This window comes from Serratia sp. TSA_105.2 (genome assembly GCF_052692115.1).
This window is the reverse complement of the sequence record NZ_JBQZFT010000002.1, coordinates 243228-268587: the sequence shown is the minus strand read 5'-3', so window position 1 is coordinate 268587 and position 25360 is coordinate 243228. Positions and strand designations below refer to the sequence as shown.

The window sequence follows — 25360 nt, the reverse complement described above, 5'->3', positions numbered from 1 at the left end:
GCATGATTAAGCATTGGCGGCGCAACGCCGCACTGAAGGCGATGCCGCTTATCGACCCCAACGCGGTACGCACGCCGTGGGGCGAGTTTTGGCGGCGTTTTCGCCGCCAGCGGGCGGCGCTGGTCGCCGGCCTGTTCGTGCTGCTGCTGATTGCGGCGGCGCTGCTGGCGCCTTATCTGGCACCGTTCGATGCGGAAAACTACTTCGACTATGACCGGCTGAACGAAGGGCCTTCGCTGATGCACTGGCTGGGCGTGGATTCCCTCGGGCGCGATATCTTCAGCCGCATCCTGATGGGCACGCGCATTTCGCTGGCGGCCGGGGTGTTCTCGGTGCTGGCGGGCGGGGCGCTCGGCACCCTGCTGGGGCTGCTGGCCGGCTACTATGAGGGCTGGTGGGATCGCCTCACGATGCGCGTCTGCGACGTGCTGTTTGCGTTTCCCGGCATTCTGCTGGCGATCGGCGTGGTGGCGATCATGGGCAGCGGCATGGCCAACGTGATCGTCGCGGTGGCGATCTTCAGCATTCCGGCCTTCGCCCGCCTGGTGCGCGGCAATACGCTGGTGCTGAAGCACCTGACCTATATCGAATCGGCGCGCAGCATCGGCGCCTCGGACTGGACCATCATCCTGCGGCACATTCTGCCGGGCACCCTGTCTTCGATCGTGGTCTATTTCACCCTGCGCATCGGCACCTCGATCATCACCGCCGCCAGCCTGTCGTTTCTGGGCCTGGGCGCCCAGCCGCCGACGCCGGAGTGGGGAGCGATGCTCAACGAGGCGCGCGCCGATATGGTGATTGCGCCGCACGTGGCGATCTTCCCCAGCCTGGCGATATTCATTACCGTGCTGGCCTTCAACCTGTTGGGCGACGGATTGCGCGACGCGCTCGATCCGAAGCTGAAAGGGTAATGGAGAAAGCTATTGCCATGTGGGTATTCTGCATGGCGTATAGCCTGTTTCTGCCGGATATTCAGACCTATGCAACTTTTTGCGCGCTCGCTTTTTTTATCGCGATTAAGGGAGGGAAAGTGAAATCCACGTTCTTCTTTACTTTTGGTTGCCCGTCAGTCGATAAGTGGGTTCAATATGCTAATGCCGTTAAAGCTGTTTTGCCACTAAATTGCGTTTACTTCTGATGATGTGTCCTGGCGTGTTATTTTACTCCTATGCCGCTGTGTTTGTGTTTTATTTTGGCTGTTGTTTTTTTCAGGTCTTTCTGACCAGGATTAGGTACGGCCAGTTTTTAATGATAATCGTGTCATTAAAAATCTGCTGCTGCTGTTTAACGCGCTCTTCTGGGAATTGCCGGTATTTCAGGCCTGCAATTCCCTTTATCCAGGCTACTCGATCAGTACAATGGCAAAACCGATTAGCGTCGTTCCAACGGCATCATAGGTCGCAATCTGTCCGTTGGAGGCAGAGGAAACAAATGGTGTTCCCTGGCCTGAGGTGCCGAGCACTGCATGCCCATATGGCGTTACAGCCAATGCATCATCCGGAACACCAATTTCATTAAGTGGAGGTGTTGTTCTGGACTGCGCGACAGGATAATTCCCACTGTTCCAGTCAGTGGTATTCCATTTTCCGTCGCTTCCTAACCATTGCACTGAGAAATTAAATACATAGCCGCCTTTATTATTGACGGTGATTTTCTGAACTTGTCTCATGGTATTTTCCTCTAATCTTCATTATGTAATAAAAAAGCGTTATTTATCTGTGCGTCGGCATGGGGGTAATCCTAGCCTTACACTTAATCGTATCAGGGTGATTTATTTCCACAACAAATCTGGATATTAAATTATTTAATTGCTGAGCTAATTAAAGGATATAAAATGATAATAACTATGAATTGCTTAAATCAGAGTGAAATAATGGCCATTTAATTAATTGGAATAATATTAGATGTGGAGATTGCAGATAGTTAGTTGTCATGAGGTTTGCTGGTTATATCATCCTATTTTTATTTTTTGTGTTTTCCCTGTTTTATTGATTTTTCAAATAGTATCAGGCTGCCCGCCGATCTCTGGGCACTCGCTTAGCCCACGCAAATGGGAGGATAATTATCGATTTTTTCTCAACGGAATCTGAAGAAATCCGGGCGGTTTAACCACCCGGATTTTTTATCAGCGGAACAGGTGCTCGGCGTGGAAGCGCAGGTGATCTTCCACGAAGGTGGCGATGGTGAAGTAGCTGTGATCGTACCCCGGCTGGATGCGCAGCGTCAGCGGCCAGTCGCGCTGGCGCGCCAGCTCGGCCAACCGCGCCGGCTGCAGCTGGTCGGCCAGGAACTGGTCGTCGTCGCCCTGATCGATAAGGACCGGCATTTTTTCCGCGCCGCTGGCCAGCAGATGGCAGCTGTCATACTGCAGCCACTGGTTTTCGTCGCTGCCCAGATAGGCGGTGAACGCCTTGCGGCCCCACGGCACCTGGCACGGGTTAACGATCGGCGCGAACGCCGATACCGAGCGGAAGCGCTGCGGATTGCGAAACGCCATCATCAGCGCGCCGTGGCCGCCCATCGAGTGGCCGAAGATCGACTGACGATCGCTGACGCTGAAGTGCTGTTCGATCAGCGCCGGCAGTTCGGCGCTGATGTAGTCGTACATGCGGAAGTGGCGATCCCACGGCGCCTGGGTGGCGTTCAGGTAGAACCCGGCGCCCTGGCCCAGATCGTAGCCTTCGTCGTTCGGCACCTCGTCGCCGCGTGGGCTGGTGTCCGGCATCACCAGCACCAGGCCCAGCTCGGCGGCGATGCGCTGCGCGCCGGCTTTCAACGTGAAGTTCTCGTCGTTGCAGGTCAGCCCCGACAGCCAGTACAGCACCGGCGGCGGGTTGTCATCGCGCGGCGGCGGCAGGTAGATGCTGAATGTCATGTTGCAATTCAGGCTCTGCGCCGCGTGGCGATAGCGCTGCTGCCAGCCGCCGAACATGCGGTGCTCTTCGAGAAGTTCCAATGACAACGTCATCTCTGCCTCCTGGCTTATTGGTCGAAGTGGATGACGGTGCGGATCGATTTGCCTTCGTGCATCAAATCGAACGCTTCGTTGATCTGCTCCAGCCCCATGGTGTGGGTGATAAAGTCGTTCAGCGCGAATTCGCCGTCCAGATAGCGTTCGACGATGCCCGGCAGCTGCGAACGGCCCTTGACGCCGCCGAACGCCGAACCACGCCAGACGCGGCCGGTCACCAGTTGGAACGGACGGGTCGAGATCTCTTCGCCGGCGCCCGCGACGCCGATGATCACCGATTCGCCCCAGCCTTTGTGGCAGCACTCCAGCGCGGAACGCATCACGTTGACGTTGCCGATGCACTCGAAGGAGAAATCGACGCCGCCGTCGGTCAGCTCGACGATCACGTCCTGAATCGGCTTGTCATAGTCTTTCGGGTTGATCAGATCGGTGGCGCCCAGCTTGCGGGCCAGATCGAACTTGCTGGTGTTGATGTCGATGCCGATGATGCGGCCCGCGCCGGCCATCTGCGCGCCGATGATCGCCGACAGGCCGATGCCGCCCAGGCCGAAGATCGCCACGGTATCGCCCGGCTGCACTTTGGCGGTGTTCATCACCGCGCCCATGCCGGTGGTCACGCCGCAGCCCAGCAAGCACACTTCTTCCAGCGGCGCTTCCTTGTTGATTTTCGCCAGTGAGATTTCCGGCACCACGGTGTACTCGGAGAAGGTGGACGTGCCCATGTAGTGGAAGATCGGCTTGCCATCCTTGAAGAAGCGGGTGGTGCCGTCCGGCATCAGCCCTTTGCCCTGGGTGGCGCGGATCGCCTGGCACAGGTTGGTCTTGCCGGATTTACAGAATTTGCACTCGCCGCACTCCGGGGTGTAGAGCGGGATCACGTGATCGCCGACCGCCACGCTGGTGACGCCTTCACCGACCGCTTCCACCACGCCGCCGCCCTCGTGGCCGAGGATCGCCGGGAACACGCCTTCCGGATCTTTGCCGGACAGGGTGTAGGCGTCGGTGTGACAAACGCCGGTGGCGACGATCCGCACCAGCACTTCGCCTTTTTGCGGTGGCATCAGCTCGACTTCTTCGATCTTCAGCGGCTGGTTCGGGCCCCAGGCAACGGCGGCGCGGGTTTTGATCATCTCCATCATAGTCTCCTCAGTGGTTTTCTTTTTAAATCAGGCGATATCGACAACGTCTGATAAATCGTTGGGGGTGCTTTCATCAACAGCGGCGGTTTCCGTCTGTTCAATAATCAACTCTTTCAGCGCGCGCACGTTCGGCCCGAACGCGTCGCGGCGCCACAGCAGCCAGGTGGCGGTGTCGGCCACGTCCGGCGGCAGGGTGTGAACCCGAACCCGCTCATGGCCCGTCAGCAGGCTGAGCACCGAATGCGGGATCATCGCCAGCCCGGCGCCGCTGGCGACGCAGGCCAGCATGGCGTGATAGGACTGGATCTCCATGATCTGCCCCGGCCGCGCGCCTTCGCGCTTGAACCAGGCCTCCAGCCGCAGGCGGTAGGAACAGCTGGCGCGAAAGGCGAACAGCGTCTCGCCGTTGGCGTCTTTGGCGCTGTGGATCGGCGCGTGATCGAGACAGGAGATCACCACCATATGTTCAGGATAGGCGATGCAGCCGTTCAGCTCGTCATAGGGCACCGGGCCGTCGACCAGCGCCGCGGCCAACGTGCCGGCGCGCACCCGATCGGCGATTTCGCCGGAGGTGCCGGTGGTCAGCGACAGCGAAACCTGCGAGAAGCGTTGGTGGTAAGCCGCCAGCAGCGAGGGCAGGCGGGTGGCGGCGGTGCTCTCCATCGAGCCGAGGGCGAAGTTGCCCGCCGGTTCGCCGGCATGGGTGATGCTCATCGCCTCGTCGCTCAGCGCCAGGATGCGGTTGGCGTAGCACAGAAAGTTATGGCCCATCGGCGACAGGCGCAGGCGCTGTTTTTCGCGGATAAACAGATCGGCGCCCAGCTCCTGCTCAAGCTGGCGCAGTCGTGTGGTCAGATTCGACGGCACGCGGTGCAGCTGCTCGGCGGCGCGGGCGACCGAGCCGGTTTCTGCCACGCAGCAGAACATGCGAAGCTGGGTCAGATCCATAATATTCTCGTTTCGTGATGAACTTGATAACTATTATTCAGTTTTTGTGAGTTTAATACTGCGGCATGATACTGGCAACTTTCTTTTAACCTTTTGGATGCCGATATGGCTTTACGAATTGCCTTGAGCGGGTTTGCCGCGCTGATCGTTGCGATGGGCATTGGCCGCTTCGCTTTCACCCCGCAGGTGCCGCTGATGATCGCGGAACACCAGTTCAGCCTCACCGGCGCCGGGCTGGTGGCGGCGATCAATTATTTGGGCTACCTGTGCGGCGCCTACGACGCGATGCGCGCCACGCGCCACGTCGAGCGGCGCCTGTGGCTTGGCGTGTGGGGCGCGGTGGCGCTGACGCTGCTGTCGGCGCTGGCGCAGGATGAATGGACGCACGGTGCGCTGCGCTTCGTCATCGGCTGGGCCAGCGGCTGGGCGATGGTGCTGGTGGCGGCCTGGACCAACGAGCGGTTGGCGAACTACGGCCGGCCGGCGTTGAGCGCGGCGGTGTTCGCCGGGCCGGGCGCCGGCATCTTCCTTAGCGGCATGCTGGCGGTGGGCATCAACGCGTTGGGACTGACGGCGGCGCAGGCCTGGCTGGTGTATGGGGGGCTGGCGCTGGTGTTGGTTGGGGGGATTAGCGCCTTTCTGCCGCGCAGCGGCGAGCTGCATCGCCCGGACGTGGCCCCGGAGCCGCTGCTGCTGACGCCGGCGCTCAAGCGTCTGGTGTGGAGCTACAGCCTGGCCGGCTTCGGCTACATCCTGCCGGCGACATTCTTGTCGCAGATGGCGGCGGCGCGTTTTCCCGGCAGCCTGTTCGCGCAGTTTGTCTGGCCGGTGTTCGGTGGCGCGGCGGTGTTGGGGATCGTTATCGGCATTTTGACCCGCCATCGGCTAACCACCCAGAGCCGGCTGGCGATCACGCTGTGGATACAGGCGTTGGGCGTGCTGAGCGCTGAAGTGGTGCCGGGCGTGGCCGGCCTGGCGTTGGGGGCGGTGCTGACCGGCGGCGGTTTCCTCTGCGTGGTGCAGCTTGCCCTTCAGCACGGTCGTGAACTGGCGCCGCGCCATGCGCGCTACATGGCTGGATTGCTGACCACCGGTTATGCGATCGGTCAACTGGTCGGGCCGATGCTGTCGGCGCTGTCGACTGCCATGACCCATCGGCTGGAGCCGGCGCTGTATGTGGCGGTGGCGGCGCTGTGGGTGGCCGGTGCGCTGGTGGTGAATACCCCGGCGCGGCGGTTGGCGCAAAAAACGGCGATGCGCTGATTGAAATCCATACAAAAAACGTGGAATCCCGCAGCCGGCCTGATTGTGCTAAATGCGAATATTTCACCTGTGGATGAAGCACAATCACTGGATAATCGCCGCGCTCTCATCTACAGTGGGGCAAAATCTTGACCGGGTTCACGTTATCCACCACGAAAACTCTGCCGTCACGAGAGCAAGCAATTCGCCGGCCGCACGCCCTACCAGGCCGCCGGCGGGTTCCGTCCGCAGGAGAACAAATACATGACATCATTAAGTAAAGAAGCCGCGCTGGTGCATGCGGCACTGGAAGAGCGTGGTCTGGAGACGCCGCTGCGCGGGGAAGTGCTGGATCGCGAAACGCGCAAGCGCCGCATCAAAGAGCACATGACCGAAATCATGCAGCTGCTGAATCTCGATCTGTCCGACGACAGCCTGGCGGAGACGCCGCATCGCATCGCCAAAATGTATGTCGACGAGATCTTCTCCGGACTGGACTACGCCAACTTCCCGAAAATCACCGTCATCGAGAACAAAATGAAGGTGGATGAGATGGTGACGGTGCGCGATATCACGTTGACCAGCACCTGCGAGCACCACTTCGTGACCATCGACGGCAAGGCCACCGTGGCCTATATCCCGAAAGATTCGGTGATCGGCCTGTCGAAGATCAACCGCATCGTGCAGTTCTTCTCCCAGCGTCCGCAGGTGCAAGAGCGCCTGACCCAGCAGATCCTGGTGGCGCTGCAAACTCTGCTCGGCACCAATAACGTGGCGGTATCGATCGATGCGGTCCATTATTGTGTCAAGGCGCGCGGCATTCGCGACGCGACCAGCGCCACGACCACCACCTCGCTGGGGGGGCTGTTCAAGTCCAGCCAGAACACCCGCCAGGAGTTCCTGCGTGCGGTGCGTCATCACCAGGGGTGATGGCGTTGCGGGGCGACCCGCACGACGACAACAGGCGCCTGCGGGCGCCTTTTTCATGAGCGGAAGACAGCGATAAAAAATGAACAGTCACCCTCTGCCGCGCATCGCCACGCTGGACTGCGTGCGCGGCATCGCCATCCTCGGCATTTTATTGCTGAACATCAGCGCCTTCGGCTTGCCGAAGGCCGCCTACCTCAACCCGGCCTATCTGGGCATGCCGTCGTCGCGCGATGCCTGGACGTGGGCGCTGCTCGATCTCTTCGCCCAGGCCAAGTTCCTGGCGATGTTCGCGCTGCTGTTCGGCGCCGGGCTGCAAATGCTGCTGCGGCGCGGCAAAAGCTGGATCCGCGCGCGGCTGTCGTGGCTGGTGCTGTTCGGCCTTGCGCACGCCATCTTCCTGTGGGACGGCGACATTCTGCTGGCCTACGGGCTGATCGGCCTGGTGTGCTGGCGCATGATCCGCGAAGCCAAAGAAACTTTCCAGCTGCTGAAAACCGGCGTGGTGCTCTACCTGATCGGCGTGGCGGTGCTGCTGCTGCTCGGTTTTATCTCGCACGGTGAGCCGGGCAGCTTCTGGCAGCCGGGCGTGGCGGAGCTGCAGTACGAGAAGTTCTGGAAGCTGCAGGGCGGTTTCGAAGCCTGGCGCAGCCGTGTCGATCTGCTCTCGTCCAGCCTGCTGGCCATCGGCGCGCAGTATGGCTGGGAGCTGGCGGGGCTGATGCTGTTCGGCGCCGGGCTGATGCGCAGCGGCTGGCTGCGCGGCAGTTATTCCACCTGCTATTACCTGCGGCAGGCGGCGTGGCTGCTGCCGCTTTCGGTGCTGATCCAGCTGCCGGCGGTGGCGCTGCAATGGCAAGTCCACTGGGACTATCGCTGGAGCGGTTTCCTGCTGCAGGTGCCGCGCGAACTGGGCGCGCCGCTGCAGGCGATGGGCTATCTGGCGCTGTGTTACGGTTTCTGGCCCGCGCTGTCGCGCATGCGCATCGCCCACTGGCTGAGCCTGGTGGGGCGCATGGCGCTGAGCAACTACCTGCTGCAAACGCTGATCTGCACCACGCTGTTTTATCGCTTCGGCCTCTATGAGCAGTTCGACCGGCTGCAGCTGTTGGCATTTGTGCCGCTGGTCTGGCTGGCCAACCTGGCGTTTTCCGCACTGTGGCTGCGTTACTTCGAGCAAGGGCCGATGGAGTGGCTGTGGCGCAGGCTGACGCAGCTGGCCGCCGGCGCAGCGGAACCCAGGGCGTTGAAGTGAGCGCCTGCCGGCAGGTTAAAAAAATGTATGTAAACGTTTTCTTTCCTGTGACGTAATTCACGCGAGCAGCGGGCCAATCGGGGTAGGATAGCGCCACCGGCCACTACCCCGATTTCAGGATCCCGCATGCCTCCAGTTCATCCGATCACCATTCGCGACGTGGCGAAACGCGCCGGGGTCTCCGTGGCGACCGTCTCCCGCGTGCTGAACCACAGCGCGCTGACCAGCAAGGAGACGCGCGAACAGGTGCTGCAGGCGGTGGCGGATCTGGGCTATCGCCCCAACGCCAACGCGCAGGCGCTGGCGACCCAAAGCAGCGATACGCTGGGCGTGGTGGTGATGGACGTCTCCGACCCGTTCTTCGGCGCGCTGGTGAAAGCGGTAGACACGGTGGCGCAGAAACACCACAAATACCTGCTTATCGGCAACAGCTATCATCAGGCGGACAAAGAGCGCCACGCGATCGAAGTGCTGATCCGCCAGCGCTGTAATGCCCTGATTGTCCATGCTAAAGCCCTGAGCGACGCCGAGCTGATCGGCTTTCTGGAGCAGGTGCCGGGCATGGTGCTGATCAACCGGATTATCCCCGGCTATGAGCCGCGCTGCGTCGGGCTGGATAACGTCTGCGGCGCGGAAATGGCGATGCGTCTTTTGCTGTCGCAGGGCCATCGGCGCATCGGCTATCTGGGCTCCAATCACCCGATCGAAGACGGGCCGCTGCGCCAGCAGGGCTATGCGCAGGCGATGGCCGCCGCCGGGCTGGCCACGCCCGACAACTGGCGCGCCTACGGTTCGCCGGATCTGCAGGGCGGCGAAGCGGCGATGGTGGAGCTGCTGGGGCGTAATCTACAGCTGAGCGCGGTGTTCGCCTACAACGACGCCATGGCCGCCGGCGCCATGGCGGTGCTGAAAGAAAACGGTATCACAGTGCCGCAGCATTTCTCGCTGATCGGCTTCGACGACATCCCCATCGCGCGTTACACCAGCCCCAAGCTCACCACGGTGCGCTACCCGATCGTCTCGATGGCCACGCTGGCGACCGAGCTGGCATTGCAGGGCGCAGCAGGCCTGGCGGAGCCGCAGGCCGGTCATCTGTTCATGCCGACGCTGGTGCGGCGCCATTCTGTCACCCCCTGGCAAAGTGAGGCGACGGTCACTCTCTGACGATTTAATCTTGTGTAACCGTTTTCAATCTGTGAGAAAATTCACAGAATATTAACATCACGCCGTCTATGCTCTAGGCGTTTTCCGGCGCAAAGGCCCTTGCCGCTGCAACCTTTATCTCGCGCTGACACAGCATTTCTCGGAAATAACAAGATCCACGGACGACAGGTGTTGAGTGGAAATCGCCTGGCCTGGGGTGTGCGCACTGCCGGTGACCATTGGCTCAAAGACGAGTAATACCCTACACAGAACCGGAGACTGACAATGAATAAGAAGGTTTTCACCCTGGCCGCCATGGCCGCAGCCATGATGTTTGGCGCCGCAGCCCATGCTGACACCCGTATTGGCGTCACGATTTACAAGTACGACGACAACTTCATGTCGGTGGTGCGCAAGGCTATTGAGAAAGACGCCAAGGCTTCACCGGACGTCACCCTGCTGATGAATGACTCGCAGAACGACCAGTCCAAGCAGAACGATCAGATCGACGTGCTGCTGGCCAAGGGCGTGAAAGCGCTGGCGATTAACCTGGTCGACCCGGCCGCGGCGCCGGTGGTTATCGATAAGGCGCGCGCAAACGATATCCCGGTGGTGTTCTACAACAAAGAACCTTCCCGCAAGGCATTGGACAGCTACGACAAGGCGTATTACGTCGGCACCGACTCCAAAGAATCCGGCGTGATCCAGGGCGAGCTGATCGCCAAACACTGGAAAGCCAACCCGGCCTGGGATCTGAACAAAGACGGCCAGATCCAGTTCGTGCTGCTGAAAGGCGAGCCGGGCCACCCGGATGCCGAAGCGCGCACCACCTACGTGGTGAAAACGCTGAACGAAAAAGGCATCAAGACCCAGCAACTGCAGATGGATACCGCGATGTGGGATACCGCGCAGGCGAAAGACAAGATGGACGCCTGGCTCTCCGGCCCGAACGCCAACAAGATCGAAGTGGTGATCGCCAACAACGACGCCATGGCGATGGGCGCGGTGGAAGCGCTGAAAGCGCACAACAAGACCAGCATCCCGGTGTTTGGCGTCGATGCCTTGCCTGAAGCGCTGGCGCTGGTGAAATCCGGCGCGATGGCGGGCACTGTGCTGAACGACGCCGATAACCAGGCGAAAGCCACCTTCGAGCTGGCGAAAAACCTGGCGGCGGGCAAACCGGCCACCGAAGGCACCCAATATAAAGTCGAAAATAAAGTCGTGCGTATTCCTTACGTCGGCGTAGATAAAGACAACCTGTCTCAGTTTGTTAAATAAGAATTGAGATCCCGCTAAGACCCCGCCTGCGGCGCCAACACCAGGAATACCGCCGGCGGGGATGTTTACGACTGCAAGATCGTTAAGCCAGGTGTATTTATGGCCGATAGCTCACGCGAATTTCTGCTGGAAATGACGGATATCTGTAAGTCATTTCCCGGCGTCAAAGCCTTGGACAATGTCAATTTACGCGTCCGCCCGCACTCGATTCACGCCCTGATGGGGGAGAACGGCGCGGGGAAATCGACGTTGCTGAAATGCCTGTTCGGCATTTACAAAAAAGACAGCGGCAGCATTGTATTTCAGGGCCGGGAAATCGATTTCAAGAGTTCGAAGGAAGCGCTGGAGCACGGCGTTTCCATGGTGCACCAGGAGCTGAACCTAGTACTGCAACGCACCGTGATGGACAACATGTGGCTGGGGCGCTACCCGACCAAAGGTCTGTTCGTCGATCAGGAAAAAATGCTCAAAGACACTCAGGCGATCTTCGACGAGCTGGATATCGACATCAACCCGCGCGAAAAGGTGGGCAACCTGTCGGTGTCGCAGATGCAGATGATCGAAATCGCCAAGGCGTTCTCCTACGACGCCAAAATCGTCATCATGGATGAACCGACCTCCTCGCTGACGGAGAAAGAGGTCAATCATCTGTTCACCATCATCCGCAAGCTGAAAGAGCGCGGCTGCGGCATCGTTTATATCTCGCACAAGATGGAAGAGATCTTCCAGCTGTGCGACGAGATAACGGTGCTGCGCGATGGCCAGTGGATCGCCACCCAACCGCTGGAAGGGCTGGATATGGACAAGATCATCGCCATGATGGTCGGCCGCTCGCTCAGCCAGCGCTTCCCCGACAGGCAGAACACGCCGGGTGAGGTGATCCTCGAGGTGAAGAACCTGACGTCGTTGCGCCAGCCCTCGATCCGCGATGTGTCCTTCGATCTGCACCAAGGCGAGATCCTCGGCATCGCCGGGCTGGTGGGCGCCAAGCGCACCGATATCGTCGAGACGCTGTTCGGCATTCGCGAAAAGGTGGCGGGCACCATCAAGCTGCACGGCAAGGCGATCGATAACCACAGCGCCAACGAAGCGATCAACCACGGTTTTGCGCTGGTGACCGAAGAACGCCGTTCCACCGGGATTTATGCCTACCTCGACGTGGGCTTCAACTCGCTGATCTCCAATATCCGCAATTATAAAAACAAGCTCGGCCTGCTGGATAACGCGCGGATGAAGAGCGACACCCAGTGGGTGATCGACGCCATGCGGGTGAAAACGCCGGGGCATCACACCCATATCGGCTCACTGTCCGGCGGCAATCAGCAGAAGGTGATCATCGGCCGCTGGCTGCTGACGCAGCCGGAGATCCTGATGCTGGATGAACCGACGCGCGGCATCGACGTGGGCGCCAAATTCGAGATTTATCAGTTGATGACCGAACTGGCGAAGAAGGGCAAGGGGATCATTATCGTCTCGTCCGAAATGCCGGAGCTTTTGGGGATCACCGACCGTATTTTGGTGATGAGCAATGGTCAGGTTGCGGGCATCGTTAACACCAAACAGACCTCGCAAAATGAAATCTTACGTCTCGCCTCCCTGCACCTTTAAGGATCGGAATTATGAACGCGCTAAATAAAAAAACCTTATTTACCTATTTCAAGGAAGGCGGCATTTACGTGGTGTTGCTGGTGCTGTTGGCCATCATCATCATTCAGGATCCTACCTTCCTTAGCCTGATGAACCTGAGCAACATTCTGACGCAGTCTTCGGTGCGCATCATCATTGCGCTGGGCGTGGCGGGGCTGATCGTGACCCAGGGCACCGACCTGTCCGCCGGGCGGCAGGTGGGGCTGGCGGCGGTGGTGGCGGCCACGCTGCTGCAGTCGATGGATAACGTCAACAAGGTGTTCCCGCACATGGAAACCTGGTCGATTCCCCTGGTCATCCTGCTGGTGTGTGCGGTCGGTGCGGTGATTGGCCTGGTTAACGGCCTGATTATCGCCTATCTCAACGTGACGCCATTCATCACCACCTTGGGCACCATGATCATCGTCTACGGCATCAACTCGCTGTATTACGATTCGGTCGGCGCTTCGCCGGTCGCGGGCTTCGATCCGAAGTTTTCCACCTTTGCCCAAGGCTTCTTGCGCTTCGGCGACTTTAAGCTGTCGTACATCACCTTCTATGCGCTGATCGCCATCATATTCGTCTGGATCCTGTGGACCAAGACCCGCTTCGGCAAGAACATCTTCGCCATCGGCGGTAACCCGGAAGCGGCCAAGGTGTCCGGGGTCAACGTGCCGTTGAACCTGATCATGATCTATGCGCTGTCCGGCGTGTTCTACGCCTTCGGCGGCCTGCTGGAAGCGGGGCGCATCGGCAGCGCCACCAATAACCTCGGCTTTATGTACGAGCTGGATGCCATCGCCGCCTGCGTGGTGGGGGGCGTCTCCTTCGCCGGCGGGGTGGGTACGGTGTGGGGCGTGGTGACCGGGGTGATCATCTTCACCGTCATCAACTACGGCCTGACCTATATCGGCATCAACCCGTACTGGCAGTACATCATCAAGGGCAGCATCATCATCTTCGCCGTGGCGCTGGATTCGTTGAAATACGCCAAGAAGAAGTAGATTTGCCACCTCGCAGACAACAAAGGCCGGCCTATTGCCGGCCTTTGTTTTGGGCGTTTGCCGCGTCAGGGCTGTTTGGCTTTCTGCTTCTCTTCTTTCAGCTTGTGCTCCAGTTCCACCAACTGTTCCGGTGAAACTGCGGGATAGCCCTGGGCGTCTTCCGGCACGGTGTGCATGGCGGAGATCGGGATCAGCGGGCCGAGGAAGCGCGGTTCGCGCTTGAGGATGTACAGATCGGTCAGCGCGCCCAGGCGAGCGAAGATCTCGCGGGCGCGCACCGTCATCATGTCTTTCGGCGACGGCACCGCGAAGCACTGCGCCTGAATGCCCATATGCAGGGCGATGAACAGCGCGCGCTCGCAGTGGAAGCGCTGGGTGATGATGATGAAATCGTTGGTGTCGAACACCTTGCGAGTGCGCACGATGGAGTCCAGGGTGCGGAAACCGGCGTAGTCCAGCACGATATCGCTCGGCGCCACGCCGGCGGCGATCAGATCGCGGCGCATGGTCATCGGCTCGTTATAGCTTTGCTGGGCGTTGTCGCCGCTCAGCAGCAGGTATTTCACCTTGCCGCTGTTATAGGCGTTGATCGCCCCCTGAATGCGGTAACGGTAGTACTGGTTGATCACCCCGGTGCGGTAATACTTGGCGGTGCCGAGCACCACGCCGACCTGGCGGTGCGGCAATTCCTGCAGTTCGTCGTAGACGTAAGGCGCGGTTTTCCAGCTGATCCAGCGATCGAGCGCAATAGCCGAACCCATCAACACCGCAATGATGATGAACAGGCTGATGATCAGGCGTTTCCACATGTTGTTGCCTTACGCGCGCCGGGCTGAAAAAGATGGATCAAGGCTACTTTACCTGACCGACCGACGCAAGACGCGAACCGCCTGAAGCACGCCCACCGCCGCATTTTTCGGCGGTTTTGCCGCACAAAAAAGCCCGGCGGAGCCGGGCTGGGTCATTTCAGCGCGCCAATCAGAACGAGGTGCGCTTGTAGCTGCGGTACTGCGGCCGCCAGAAGTTGTGCTCGATGGCTTTCGACAGCGCGTCTTCGGAGGTGACGATCGCCACACCCTGCAGCTGCGCCGCCTTACCTACTTCCATGGCGATGCACTTCGACACGCCCTGAATATCGTCGATATTCGGCAGCAACGCGCCGTGGCCGTCGGTGGCCAGCGGCGAACAGTCCGCCAGCGCGCGGCTGGCGGCCATCAGCATGGCGTCGGTGACGCGGGTAGCGCCGGAGGCCAGCACGCCGAGGCCAATCCCCGGGAAGATGTAGGAGTTGTTGCACTGGGCGATCGGGTACAGCTGCTCTTTATAGCTCACCGGCGCGAATGGGCTACCGGTTGCCACCAGGGCGGCGCCGTCGGTCCAGTTGATGATGTCTTCCGGACGGGCTTCCACGCGCGAGGTCGGGTTGGACAGCGGCATCACGATAGGGCGCTCGCAGTGCTTATGCATTTCGCGGATCAGCTCTTCGGTAAACAGCCCCGGCTGGCCGGACACCCCGATCAGAATGGTCGGCTTGGCGTTGCGCACCACGTCCAGCAGCGAGATGGCGTCGCTGGCGGTTTCCCAACCGGTCAGGTTGTCGCTCTTCTGTACCAGCTTGCTCTGGAAATCGAGCAGGTTCGGCAGTTTGTCGGTCAGCAGGCCGAAGCGGTCGACCATGAATACGCGGGCGCGCGCTTCGTCTTCGCTCAAGCCTTCGGACTTCATCTGCGCGATGATTTGCTCGGCGATGCCACAGCCGGCGGAACCGGCGCCGAGGAAGGTGACGGTCTGATCGCGTAGCTGGCTGCCGGCGGCGCGGCTGGCGGCGATCAGGCTGCCGAGGGTCACCGCGGCGGTGCCCTGAATGTCATCGTTGAAGCAGCAGATCTCGTCGCGATAGCGGTTCAACAGCGGGGTGGCGTTGTTCTGCGCGAAGTCTTCGAACTGCAGCAGCACGTTCGGCCAGCGGCGTTTGACCGCCTGAATAAACTCTTCGACGAAGGCGTGGTACTCCTCGCCGGAGATGCGCGGATGGCGCCAGCCCATGTACAGCGGATCGTTGAGGCGCTGCGGGTTGTTGGTGCCGACGTCCAGCACCACCGGCAGCGTGTAGGCCGGGCTGATGCCGCCGCAGGCGGTGTACAGCGACAGCTTGCCGATGGGGATGCCCATGCCGCCGATGCCCTGGTCGCCCAGGCCGAGGATACGCTCGCCGTCGGTGACCACGATCACCTTGACGTTCTGCTTGGTGGCGTTTTGCAGCATGTCATCGATGCGATCGCGGTTCGGGTAGGAGATGAACAGCCCGCGCGCGCGGCGATAGATATCGGAGAAGTGTTCGCAGGCCTCGCCGACGGTCGGGGTGTAGATGATCGGCATCATCTCGCTCAGGTGCGAGTCCAGCAGGCGGTAGAACAGGGTTTCGTTGGTGTCCTGGATGTTGCGCAGGTAGATGTGCTTGTCGTTGTCGTTCTTGAAATCCTGGTACTGACGGTAGGCGCGTTCCACCTGTTCTTCGATGGTTTCTACCGCTTCCGGCAGCAGGCCGTGCAGGTTGAAGTGGCTACGTTCTTCCTCGGTGAAAGCGCTGCCTTTGTTCAGCAGCGGAAATTCCAGCAGAATCGGGCCGGCGTAAGGGATGTAGAGCGGGCGTTTGCTTTCGTATTCTAGTTCCATCAGTTTTACTCTTCACGTATCAGATAACTTTATTGCCGACGATCCTAAGAGATAAAGAGAAGATGTACAGCATTTGTTGCCAGATGATGAACCAGGTTGGCGTAATTATCGACAATCAAATGATTTTTTAACTAAAGAAAGTCTCTCTGGCGGTGTTGGGGCATTGTATTTGGCGGGCGGGACTGTTAACGGCGAAACCGGATGGCCCCGCCGTGGCGCGCTTAGAACGCGGCGCGGTTGACGTTCTGGCAGCCCAGCGCCGCCAGCGTGGCGCGGGTGGCGTCCCACTGGCTGAGGATCGCCTCCTGCGGCTCGACCAGCACGGCGCGGCGGATGTTCAGGCAATCGCCGCCGGAGAGGTTCAGCAGGATCAGCGCGGCCTGCAGCGGCGGCAGGCTCGGGTTGAAGGCGGCATTTTCCGCATAGCGGCCGGCGTAGAGGGTGCCGTCTGCCGTTTCCAGCGCCACGCCGCTGTGGGCGTTGCTGTACGGTGCGTGGCTCTGATTGGCCGCCGCCAGGGCCGCCTGCGTCAGCGCATCGTCCAGCGCCAACTGGTGGCCGTGATCGACCTTGTCCATCAGCAGCGAAGCGATATCCAGATCTTTCGGGCCGAAGGCGTCCGGCAGATAGTCCGCCAGCGTGGCCGGCGCGCGGCCCGGCAGACGGATCTGCAGTTCACCGCCGCTGTTCAGTTCATTCATAAACTGACGGCAGTGGCCGCACGGCGTGTAGTTGACGGTGACCGAGGCCAGCGCCGGCTCGCCGCGCAGCCAGGCATGGGTAACCGCGCACTGTTCCGCATGCACAGTTTGCTGCAGCGGTGCACCGCTGAATTCCATATTGGCGCCGAAATAGAGATTGCCACTTTGCCCGCGCGCGATGGCGCCGACGTGGAAGTGTGATATCGGGGTTAACGAGCAGGCCGCCGCCAGCGGCAGCAGCGCGAATGCCAGCGCATCATCGTCCAGCCCGCAGCCTGTGCGGATCGCTGCCGCTTGCTCGGCCGTGAACATCGCCGGAAAGTCAGGCGCGTCCAGATAGGACTGCAGGGCGGATTGCAGTGTCGCGGGCAGTGCGCTGAACGCGGTGTGAAAACGCGGATGCATAGAAAGTCTCTCTACAGGTTAACGGGATAACATTCTAGGCAGGCCAGAGACATTAAAGTGTGATTAATGTCTCTTAATCGATGAAATTAATGCAATGAGATACATAAATGCGAGATGTATCGCATGTTTCACCCTGTTCAACCGAACAGGTGCAGCAGCACCGGGAACAGGAACGGCGCCAGCAGCGAGGTGATGATGCCGCAGATCACCAGCGCCAGCGAGCCGAAAGCGCCTTCCTGGTAGTCCATCTCCGCGCAGCGTGCGGTGCCCAGCGCGTGGGAAGCGGTACCCATCGCCAGACCGCGCGCCGAGTGGGTGGTGATTTTCAACAGGTTGAACAGCGTATGGCCGAGCACGGCGCCGAGGATACCGACGAAAATGACGCAGACCGCGCTGATCGCCGGAATGCCGCCGAGCGAATCCGCGACGGCCATGGCGATCGGCGTAGTGACCGATTTCGGCAGGATAGAGGCGGCGATTTCCGGCGTGGCGCCCAGCCACAGGGCGATGGCGCCGCCGCTGATCATGGCGGTCAGGCTGCCGATGAAGCACACCGCGATAATCGACTTCCAGCGCGCGCGGATCTGGTGCAGCTGTTCATACAGCGGGAAGGCCAGCGCGACAACCGCCGGCTGCAGCAGATCGTTGAGGATTTTGCTGCCCTGAAAGTAGCGCTCATAGGGGATGCCGGTGAGCAGCAGCAGCGGGATGATCACCGCCATGGAAACCAGCAGCGGGTTGAGCAGCGGCATGTTCAGCTTGCGCGCCAGCCAGCGCGCGGCGAAATAGACCGCCAGCGTCAGCGGCAGCGACCACCAGATTTCATGGATCATGGGTTGCTCTCCGTGTCGTCGGGCTTACCGGCGATGCGGCGCTCGCGGTGAAAATAGTGTGAGGTATAGCCGACCACCACCAGCACCATCAGCGTGCTGATGAGGCAAGAGATAACCAGCGGGCCCAGATGCGCGACGATCTGGTCATAGTATTTCATCACCCCGACGCCGATCGGCACGAACAGCAGCACCATGTAGCGGATCAGCAAATGGCAGCCGGGTTTGACCCATTTGGCCGGCATAATCTGGGTCGAGAGCAGGGCGAACAGCAGCAGCATGCCGAGGATGCTGCCGGGAATGGCGAACGGCAGCAGCGCCGCCAGCGCATTGCCGACGAACAGACAAAGGTAGATGAGGAGCAGGGCTCTCAGGTATTTCCAGCACAGTGTGAGCACGTTGGCCATTGTCTTTTCCCGTTTAACTGATGCATTCATCATACAATTAAACTGTGAGCCATGCCACAGATCGCACCATGAATTCTCGCTATGGGTACCATGCCCGAACGGCGGGTTGACAGCCCGCAATCGCTGGTACGCGTGGGTTTAGCGCGTATCTTCGGCGGTTTCCGCCGCGTGTTCCGCCAGCCGGTGGCCGAGGAAGAAAAACAGCAGGCTGAGCAGCGCGGCGACGATCAGCATCACGAACATCCACGGCGGGGCAGCATAGCTGAGCAGCACCCCGCACAGTACCGGGTTGATGGCGCCGCCCAGCGCGCTGAGGTTCTGTACCCCATAGTAGCTGCCTTTCAGGTGCGGCGGCGCGATAAAGTCGATGAACATGTATTCCACCGGGATAACGATGATTTCGCCGAGGGTAAACACCGCCATCGCCGCCAGCCACAGCCAGACCGCCTGGCCGGCCACCATAAAACCGAGCAGCCCGACGATGAAAAACAGCGTGCCCAGCGCCAGCCAGCGCAGCATGTTTTCCTGACGCATGCCGCGGCTGAGCAGGTATTGCAGGGCGATGACGATGCTGGCGTTGACGATCATCACCAGCCCGATGATTTTGTAGGCGAACTCGGCGCTGGAGACGGTGATCAGGTACTGCGACAGATAGCCGGTGAACTGACCGAACACGACGGCACCCAGGGTACTGCCGAGAGTGAAGTAGATCAGCCGCCGATCGCTGCGCAGGATAGTCACCGTCTGGCGGAAGTTGGGGAGCGCCGCGGGGGCGGCGGCTGGCGTTGCGCGCTGTTCCCGACCGCGCAAGCGCAGGCTGAGCGTCGCCACCGTCGCCAGCGCCAACCCGCCCGACAGGTAAAACGGCAGCAGCGGGCTAAGCCCGGCCACCAGAACGCCGAGCGCAGAACCGATCGCCCAGCCGACGTTGACCAATGTGTAGTTGATTGAAAAAGCCTTGATGCGCTGCTCGACCGGCAGCCAGTCGGCGAAGCAGGCCTTAATGGTGATGCTCAGCACCGAATAACAGGTATGCAGGATCGCCAGCACTACGATCACGCCGCCGGGGCGCGGGATCCAGGGAAGGGCGAAGAAGCTCAGCGCAAACAATAAAATCGACAGCCGGATCAGGCGGTTCTTGCTGAATTTGTCCACCAGATAGCCGCCGTACAGGCTGGCAAGGATGCCGAGGGTCAGGCTGACACCCAAGATAACGCCCACGCTCTTCGGCAGCAGATGGAAATGCTCGGTGAGGTAGATAGTGATGAACGGCAGCGTAACACCGCGGCCGATGGTCAACACCAGCGAACTGGCCAGCAGTACGTTGATCAGCGGGGGGAATCCCTTCATTCGAAGCCTGTTTATGCATACAGTTATTGGGTGATGCAGATAACATAGCGCATTTTGGCGAGGACGGAAGGGGAAAGCCGATAATTAGTTTAAAAACAGAGGCTGCGTCGCCAGCCTCGTCAAAAACAGCATTATTTACCGTGTTCGGCCTGCAGCGTGGCGAACCACGGCTGCACGAAGTCGCTGCTGCTGCCCCAGCCGGGGATGATCTTCGCCAGCCCGGCGACGTTGACCGGCCCCGGCTGCGCCTGTAACAGCGCCTGCGGAATGATCGTCGCTTTGAACTGATAGCTGTCCGGCGTACTTTCCCCGGCGATCTTGTTGGCCACCAGGCGCAGGTTGATCGCGCCGATAAGCTTCGGATCCACCGCCACGCTGACCTGCCAAGGGCTGCCGGCTTCGCGCATCAGTTGCAAGTCCTGGTTGGAAATATCGATGCTGTACAGCTTGATTTCGGTACGTCCGTTCTCTTTCAACGCCTTGTAAGCGCCTTGGGTAAAGGCATCCCAGGTGCCCCAGATGGCGTCGATCTTGCCTTTCGGGTATTTCGCCAACACCGCGCCCACCTTGTTGGCGGTATCGCCCTGTACGTCGGAGGAGACCGCGCCGATCGATTCCAGCTCATGAATGCCCGGATGCTGTTTCAGCAGCTGCTGATAGGCGGCCTGGCGGCGTTCCATCGGCGGGAAGCCGGCTACCCAGAGTTTGATGATGTTGGCCTGGCCGTTGAAATCCTTCACCAGCTGGCCGAAGGAGGCGTTGGCCAGTGAAGCGTCGTCCTGCTGTGAGACGGTGACGCCGGGAACGCTGCCGCTGACGTCGGTATCGAAAGCCGCGACGGCGATACCGGCCGCCGCGATGCGTTTGACCAGGTCGGTGGAATAGGGGGCTCGCCCCTGCGAGAGAATGATGCCGTCATATTTCTGGCTGATAGCCTGGTTGACGAAGTCCTGGAAGCGCGCGTCGTCGCCGTTGCTGAGGAAGGTGTCCACTTTGAAGCCCAGCTTGCGCCCTTCCTGAATGGCACCCGCCAAAAATTGCGTGGTGTTGTCGTCGGAGCCGAGATTGCGGATCACCGCGATGCGCACCGGCCCCTGATGCTGAGCGATGGCGGCCGGCACGGCGGCGGTTTCCGCCGCCTGCAGCGGCAGGGCGGCCAGCAGGCAGAGGGCGAGCAGCGAAGTCTTGAGGTTTTTCATTATTATAGGCTCCAAAAAAGCAGGGTAACGATCCCGGTGAAGGTCTGTTATAGCAGTCTTTCTATCTGGACGTCTATTTGTTGTTGCTGAGCATCATAGCGGGATGCGGCGGGCGAGGGAATCGGAGCGGTTATGACTTTTTCTTACTGTTTATAACGTTGGGTTTGAGGCATTAAAAAAGGGCCGAGCAAGCTCGACCCTTGATGTAACGCGCCGGCGCGGTTACTTGACCTGCATGCCTGGCTGCGCGCCGCTGTCCGGGCTCAGCAGGAAGATCTCTTTCCCGCCGGGGCCTGCCGCCATCACCATGCCTTCCGAAACGCCGAAGCGCATTTTGCGCGGCGCCAGGTTGGCGACCATGATGGTCAGGCGGCCTTCCAGCGCTTTCGGATCCGGGTAGGCGGAGCGAATGCCGGAGAAGATCTGGCGCGATTCGCCACCCAGATCCAACTGCAGCTTCAGCAGTTTGTCGGAGCCTTCGACAAAGTCGGCGCTCTTGATCAGGGCGATGCGCATGTCCACCTTGGCGAAGTCGTCAAAGGTGATGGTTTCCTGAATAGGATCATCGGCCAATGGACCGGTCACCGGCTTGGCGGCGGCCATGTCTTCTTTCGAGGCGTTGACCATTTCGCTGACCTTGTCCAGATCGATGCGGTTGAACAGCGCTTTGAATGCGTTCACTTGGTGGCCCAGCAGCGGCTGCGGGATTGCGTCCCAGCTCAGCTCGGCGTTGAGGAACGCTTCGGCGCGTTCGGTCAGCGAAGGCAGCACCGGCTTCAGGTAAGTCATCAGCACGCGGAACAGGTTGATGCCCATCGAGCATATGGCCTGCAGATCGGCGTCGCGGCCTTCTTCCTTCGCCACCACCCAAGGTGCCTGCTCATCCACGTAGCGGTTGGCCAGATCGGCCAGCGCCATGATTTCACGGATCGCGCGGCTGAACTCACGGCCGGCGTAAGCTTCGGCGATGCTCTGCGCCGCGTCGACGAAGGTCTGGTACAGCGCCGGATCGGCCAGGCTGTCGGCCAGTTTGCCGCCGAAGCGCTTGTTGATAAAGCCGGCGTTGCGCGACGCCAGGTTCACCACCTTGTTGACGATATCGGCGTTTACGCGCTGCACGAAGTCTTCCAGATTGAGATCGATGTCATCAATGCGTGAAGAGAGCTTGGCGGCGTAGTAATAGCGCAGGCAGTCGGCGTCCAGATGCTGCAGGTAGGTGCCGGCCTTGATGAAGGTGCCGCGCGACTTGGACATTTTGGCGCCGTTCACCGTCACGTAGCCGTGCACGAACAGGTTGGTCGGTTTGCGGAAGTTGCTGCCTTCCAGCATCGCCGGCCAGAACAGGCTGTGGAAGTAGACGATGTCCTTGCCGATAAAGTGATACAGCTCGGTGGTGGAGTCTTTGCGCCAGAACTCGTCGAAGTCCAGATCGCCGCGCTTGTCGCACAGGTTCTTGAAGGAGCCCATGTAGCCGATCGGCGCGTCCAGCCAGACGTAGAAGTATTTGCCCGGCGCATCCGGGATCTCGAAGCCGAAGTAAGGCGCATCGCGGGAGATGTCCCACTGCTGCAGGCCGGATTCGAACCACTCCTGCATCTTGTTCGCCACTTGCTCTTGCAGCGCGCCGGAGCGCGTCCACGCCTGCAGCATTTCGCTGAAGGCCGGCAGGTCGAAGAAGAAGTGCTCGGAGTCGCGCATCACCGGTGTCGCGCCGGAAACCACGGACTTCGGATCGATCAGTTCCGTCGGGCTGTAGGTGGCGCCGCACACTTCGCAGTTGTCGCCGTACTGATCGGGCGATTTGCATTTCGGGCAGGTGCCTTTCACGAAACGGTCCGGCAGGAACATGCCTTTCTCCGGATCGTACAGCTGAGAAATGGTGCGGTTCTTGATAAAACCGTTTTCTTTCAGGCGGCTGTAAATCAGGGTGGACAGCTCGCGGTTTTCATCGCTATGGGTCGAATGGTAGTTGTCATAGCTGATGCCAAAGCCGGCGAAATCCTGCTGGTGCTCCTGGCTCATCTCCGCGATCATTTCTTCCGGTTTCACGCCCAGTTGCTGCGCTTTCAGCATGATCGGCGTGCCGTGCGCGTCGTCCGCGCAGATGAAATGCACTTCGTGGCCGCGCATTCGTTGGTAACGCACCCAGATATCCGCCTGGATGTGCTCGAGCATGTGGCCGAGATGGATGGAACCATTTGCGTACGGTAGCGCGCACGTCACCAATAATTTTTTCGCGACTTGAGCCATAGTGAGAACTTGCTTTCTGTAATGAATAAAAGGGCCTTCGATGTTAACCGATCGCGCCCTTCGCTGCTAGGGCGGTTTCTTGCAGGTTAAATGCGCCAGCGGCAGCGCAGTTCTGATATGCTTAGCCGGAAGCTACCCATTCAAAATCAAGGAGCCGGGATGAACGCAAAATCCCCTGAGCAGACCAACCCCGAAGTTCTGCGCGCCCTGGTGACCGGTGTACTGGCCGCCTTTGAACACCCGACGTTGAAAAACAACCTGACCGCATTGAAGGCCATTCATCGCTGCGCGTTACTGGACGATGTGTTGCATATCGAACTGACGATGCCGTTTGCCTGGCAGAGCGGTTTTGAGGCGCTGCAGGCGAGCGTCGGCCCCGAATTGCTGCGCGTGACCGGCGCTTCCGCCATCGACTGGAAGCTGAAACACGACATCACGACGCTGAAACGCGCCAACGGCCAGGCCGGTATCAAAGGCGTGCGCAATATCATCGCCGTCAGCTCCGGCAAAGGCGGGGTGGGGAAATCCACCACCGCCGTCAACCTGGCGCTGGCGCTGGTCGCCGAAGGGGCCAAGGTCGGCATTCTGGACGCCGACATTTACGGCCCGTCGATCCCCAACATGCTGGGTACCGAACATGAGCGGCCGACTTCGCCGGACGGTCAGCACATGGCGCCTATCGTGGCGCACGGCCTGGCGACCAACTCTATCGGCTATCTGGTGACCGACGACAACGCCATGGTGTGGCGCGGCCCGATGGCCAGCAAGGCGCTGATGCAACTGCTGCAGGATACGCTGTGGCCGGATTTGGATTACCTGGTGCTGGATATGCCGCCGGGCACCGGCGACATCCAGCTGACGCTGTCGCAGAACATTCCGGTGACCGGCGCGCTGGTGGTCACCACCCCGCAGGATATCGCTTTGCTGGATGCCGCCAAGGGCATCGTGATGTTCGAGAAAGTGCATGTGCCGGTGTTGGGCATCGTGGAGAACATGAGCGTGCACATCTGCAGCAACTGCGGTCACCATGAGCCGATCTTCGGCACCGGCGGCGCCGAGAAGCTGGTGCAGAAATACCACAGCCGTCTGCTGGGGCAGATGCCGCTGCATATTTCGCTGCGCGAAGACCTGGATCGCGGTACGCCGACGGTGATCAGCCGCCCGGACAGCGAATTCGCCGAAATGTATCGTCAACTGGCCGGTCGCGTGGCTGCGCAGATGTATTGGCAGGGCGAGGCGATCCCGACAGAGATTGCGTTCCGCGCGCTGTAATCTGCCTATCGCAATGCAAGAGCCCGGCTTAAACGCCGGGTTTTTTTATGGGATGCGGGCGGGGTTGTGCAAATCTGCCCGGGTATAGGGACGTTCGATCTGCGCCAGCGTTTTGGCGATATGCTCCAGCAACCCCTGGGTGGGAGCCGGCTGCCGCTGCCCCATCAGCGCCAATGGCAAGGCCAGCGCGATGGTGAAGTGCGGCCAAGAGAGATGCGGGCGCGTTTTGCTGCGCTGCAACCACAGGAACAGTGCGCTGGCCAGATAGCCTAAAATCAGCCCGCTGATCACCTCGGATACCGAGTGAACGCGAATTTCCAGCCGCGAAACGCCGATGGCGAAAGGCAATATCCACCCGGTCAGCAAAGCAATGCTACGTATTGGGTGGTAAAAGCGGCCGGTCAACGTCCAGAGCAGTGGCGGCCAGATGCTTGCCGCGAGGGCTGAATGACCGCTGAATCCGGTGAAATCATAGCGCTCGCTGCCTATGCCCCAGCCCATAAAGGCCAGTTTGGACAGGCAGACCAGCCCGCCGGTGAATCCGAAGATCAGCGCCCACTGCCAACCCGCCGCGCGGGTGGCGGGAGAGATGAGCAGCAATAAAAATAGAATCAGCGCGCAGGGCAGCAGCAACATGCTGTCGCCGAAAAAAGTCAGAAAATACCAATCCAGCACATCAATCTCCGATGAAAGGGGGCGGGGAGCAAAAGTCAGCGCCGGGGAGTGTAACCCGTTAC

At 60.2% G+C, this 25360-nt stretch carries 23 protein-coding genes; 10 read left to right on the top strand and 13 right to left on the bottom strand.

Going from position 1 to position 25360, the window contains the following annotated elements; all coding sequences use genetic code 11:
- Positions 1-2: 2 nt before the first annotated feature.
- Together gsiD and ACUTSC_RS07580 are read left to right on the top strand one after the other, a co-directional pair.
- Entirely contained in the window at positions 3-911 is a 909-nt protein-coding gene (gene gsiD / locus ACUTSC_RS07585) for a glutathione ABC transporter permease GsiD (protein WP_197766560.1), read from the top strand.
- The gene (locus ACUTSC_RS07580) at positions 911-1138 is read left to right on the top strand and encodes a hypothetical protein (protein ID WP_197766559.1); all 228 of its coding nucleotides are present in this window, start codon (positions 911-913) and stop codon (positions 1136-1138) included. The genes gsiD and ACUTSC_RS07580 overlap by 1 nt, the downstream gene beginning before the upstream one ends.
- Positions 1139-1342: 204 nt before the next feature.
- Here the strand turns inward: ACUTSC_RS07580 and ACUTSC_RS07575 are convergent, their stop codons facing one another.
- From ACUTSC_RS07575 to ptrR, 4 genes are all read right to left on the bottom strand, one after another.
- Positions 1343-1669, bottom strand: a complete 327-nt coding sequence (locus tag ACUTSC_RS07575; RefSeq protein ID WP_074181154.1) for a hypothetical protein — start codon at positions 1667-1669, stop codon at positions 1343-1345.
- A gap of 456 nt (positions 1670-2125) precedes the next feature.
- The gene (fghA, locus tag ACUTSC_RS07570) at positions 2126-2968 is read right to left on the bottom strand and encodes an S-formylglutathione hydrolase (protein ID WP_077038636.1); all 843 of its coding nucleotides are present in this window, start codon (positions 2966-2968) and stop codon (positions 2126-2128) included.
- Between the two features lie 14 nt (positions 2969-2982).
- Positions 2983-4107, bottom strand: coding sequence for an S-(hydroxymethyl)glutathione dehydrogenase/class III alcohol dehydrogenase (locus ACUTSC_RS07565; RefSeq protein WP_063988868.1), 1125 nt, complete (start codon positions 4105-4107; stop codon positions 2983-2985).
- A 30-nt stretch (positions 4108-4137) separates the two neighbouring features.
- On the bottom strand, positions 4138-5058 hold the full coding sequence (gene ptrR, locus ACUTSC_RS07560) for a putrescine utilization regulator PtrR (RefSeq protein ID WP_445653247.1): 921 nt from the start codon (positions 5056-5058) through the stop codon (positions 4138-4140).
- Between the two features lie 105 nt (positions 5059-5163).
- Here ptrR and ACUTSC_RS07555 point away from each other — a divergent pair, with 105 nt between their 5' ends.
- The 7 genes from ACUTSC_RS07555 to mglC all read left to right on the top strand — a co-directional run bounded on the left by ACUTSC_RS07555 (position 5164) and on the right by mglC (position 13533).
- The gene (locus ACUTSC_RS07555) at positions 5164-6321 is read left to right on the top strand and encodes a YbfB/YjiJ family MFS transporter (protein WP_445653246.1); all 1158 of its coding nucleotides are present in this window, start codon (positions 5164-5166) and stop codon (positions 6319-6321) included.
- A 243-nt stretch (positions 6322-6564) separates the two neighbouring features.
- A complete protein-coding gene (folE, locus tag ACUTSC_RS07550; protein ID WP_004938969.1) occupies positions 6565-7230 on the top strand; it encodes a GTP cyclohydrolase I FolE in 666 nt (221 codons plus the stop codon).
- Positions 7231-7309: 79 nt separating this feature from the next.
- Positions 7310-8482, top strand: coding sequence for a DUF418 domain-containing protein YeiB (gene yeiB / locus ACUTSC_RS07545; protein ID WP_445653245.1), 1173 nt, complete (start codon positions 7310-7312; stop codon positions 8480-8482).
- Positions 8483-8608: 126 nt separating this feature from the next.
- Entirely contained in the window at positions 8609-9646 is a 1038-nt protein-coding gene (galS, locus tag ACUTSC_RS07540; RefSeq protein WP_445653244.1) for an HTH-type transcriptional regulator GalS, read from the top strand.
- Between the two features lie 264 nt (positions 9647-9910).
- Complete coding sequence (mglB, locus tag ACUTSC_RS07535; protein ID WP_060421506.1) at positions 9911-10903, top strand: galactose/glucose ABC transporter substrate-binding protein MglB; 993 nt, start codon at positions 9911-9913, stop codon at positions 10901-10903.
- A 99-nt stretch (positions 10904-11002) separates the two neighbouring features.
- Positions 11003-12511 carry a galactose/methyl galactoside ABC transporter ATP-binding protein MglA gene (gene mglA, locus ACUTSC_RS07530; protein ID WP_033637724.1) on the top strand — a complete coding sequence of 503 codons (1509 nt, stop codon included), beginning with the start codon at positions 11003-11005 and terminating at the stop codon, positions 12509-12511.
- Positions 12512-12522: 11 nt separating this feature from the next.
- Positions 12523-13533, top strand: a complete 1011-nt coding sequence (gene mglC, locus ACUTSC_RS07525) for a galactose/methyl galactoside ABC transporter permease MglC (RefSeq protein ID WP_004938953.1) — start codon at positions 12523-12525, stop codon at positions 13531-13533.
- A 65-nt stretch (positions 13534-13598) separates the two neighbouring features.
- Here mglC and sanA read toward each other — a convergent pair whose 3' ends face one another.
- The 8 genes from sanA to metG all read right to left on the bottom strand — a co-directional run bounded on the left by sanA (position 13599) and on the right by metG (position 23351).
- Positions 13599-14342 carry an outer membrane permeability protein SanA gene (gene sanA / locus ACUTSC_RS07520; RefSeq protein WP_197766557.1) on the bottom strand — a complete coding sequence of 248 codons (744 nt, stop codon included), beginning with the start codon at positions 14340-14342 and terminating at the stop codon, positions 13599-13601.
- Between the two features lie 169 nt (positions 14343-14511).
- The gene (locus tag ACUTSC_RS07515) at positions 14512-16209 is read right to left on the bottom strand and encodes an NAD-dependent malic enzyme (protein WP_025302151.1); all 1698 of its coding nucleotides are present in this window, start codon (positions 16207-16209) and stop codon (positions 14512-14514) included.
- Positions 16210-16430: 221 nt separating this feature from the next.
- Positions 16431-17315 carry a cytidine deaminase gene (gene cdd / locus ACUTSC_RS07510; RefSeq protein WP_197766555.1) on the bottom strand — a complete coding sequence of 295 codons (885 nt, stop codon included), beginning with the start codon at positions 17313-17315 and terminating at the stop codon, positions 16431-16433.
- Between the two features lie 137 nt (positions 17316-17452).
- A complete protein-coding gene (locus ACUTSC_RS07505) occupies positions 17453-18148 on the bottom strand; it encodes a CidB/LrgB family autolysis modulator (RefSeq protein WP_197766554.1) in 696 nt (231 codons plus the stop codon).
- Entirely contained in the window at positions 18145-18552 is a 408-nt protein-coding gene (locus ACUTSC_RS07500) for a CidA/LrgA family protein (protein ID WP_197766553.1), read from the bottom strand. Before ACUTSC_RS07500 ends, ACUTSC_RS07505 begins: the two co-directional genes overlap by 4 nt.
- 138 nt (positions 18553-18690) lie before the next feature.
- Positions 18691-19902, bottom strand: a complete 1212-nt coding sequence (locus tag ACUTSC_RS07495) for an MFS transporter (RefSeq protein WP_197773148.1) — start codon at positions 19900-19902, stop codon at positions 18691-18693.
- A 131-nt stretch (positions 19903-20033) separates the two neighbouring features.
- Entirely contained in the window at positions 20034-21101 is a 1068-nt protein-coding gene (locus tag ACUTSC_RS07490; protein WP_197766551.1) for a substrate-binding domain-containing protein, read from the bottom strand.
- 222 nt (positions 21102-21323) lie between these two features.
- A complete protein-coding gene (gene metG / locus ACUTSC_RS07485) occupies positions 21324-23351 on the bottom strand; it encodes a methionine--tRNA ligase (protein WP_033637732.1) in 2028 nt (675 codons plus the stop codon).
- A gap of 159 nt (positions 23352-23510) precedes the next feature.
- Between metG and apbC the strand changes: the two genes are divergently transcribed.
- Positions 23511-24623, top strand: a complete 1113-nt coding sequence (gene apbC / locus ACUTSC_RS07480) for an iron-sulfur cluster carrier protein ApbC (protein ID WP_445653243.1) — start codon at positions 23511-23513, stop codon at positions 24621-24623.
- 45 nt (positions 24624-24668) lie between these two features.
- On the opposite strand, the gene ACUTSC_RS07475 is transcribed toward apbC, so the two are convergent.
- On the bottom strand, positions 24669-25298 hold the full coding sequence (locus tag ACUTSC_RS07475) for a phosphatase PAP2 family protein (protein ID WP_197766549.1): 630 nt from the start codon (positions 25296-25298) through the stop codon (positions 24669-24671).
- Positions 25299-25360 lie beyond the last annotated feature (62 nt).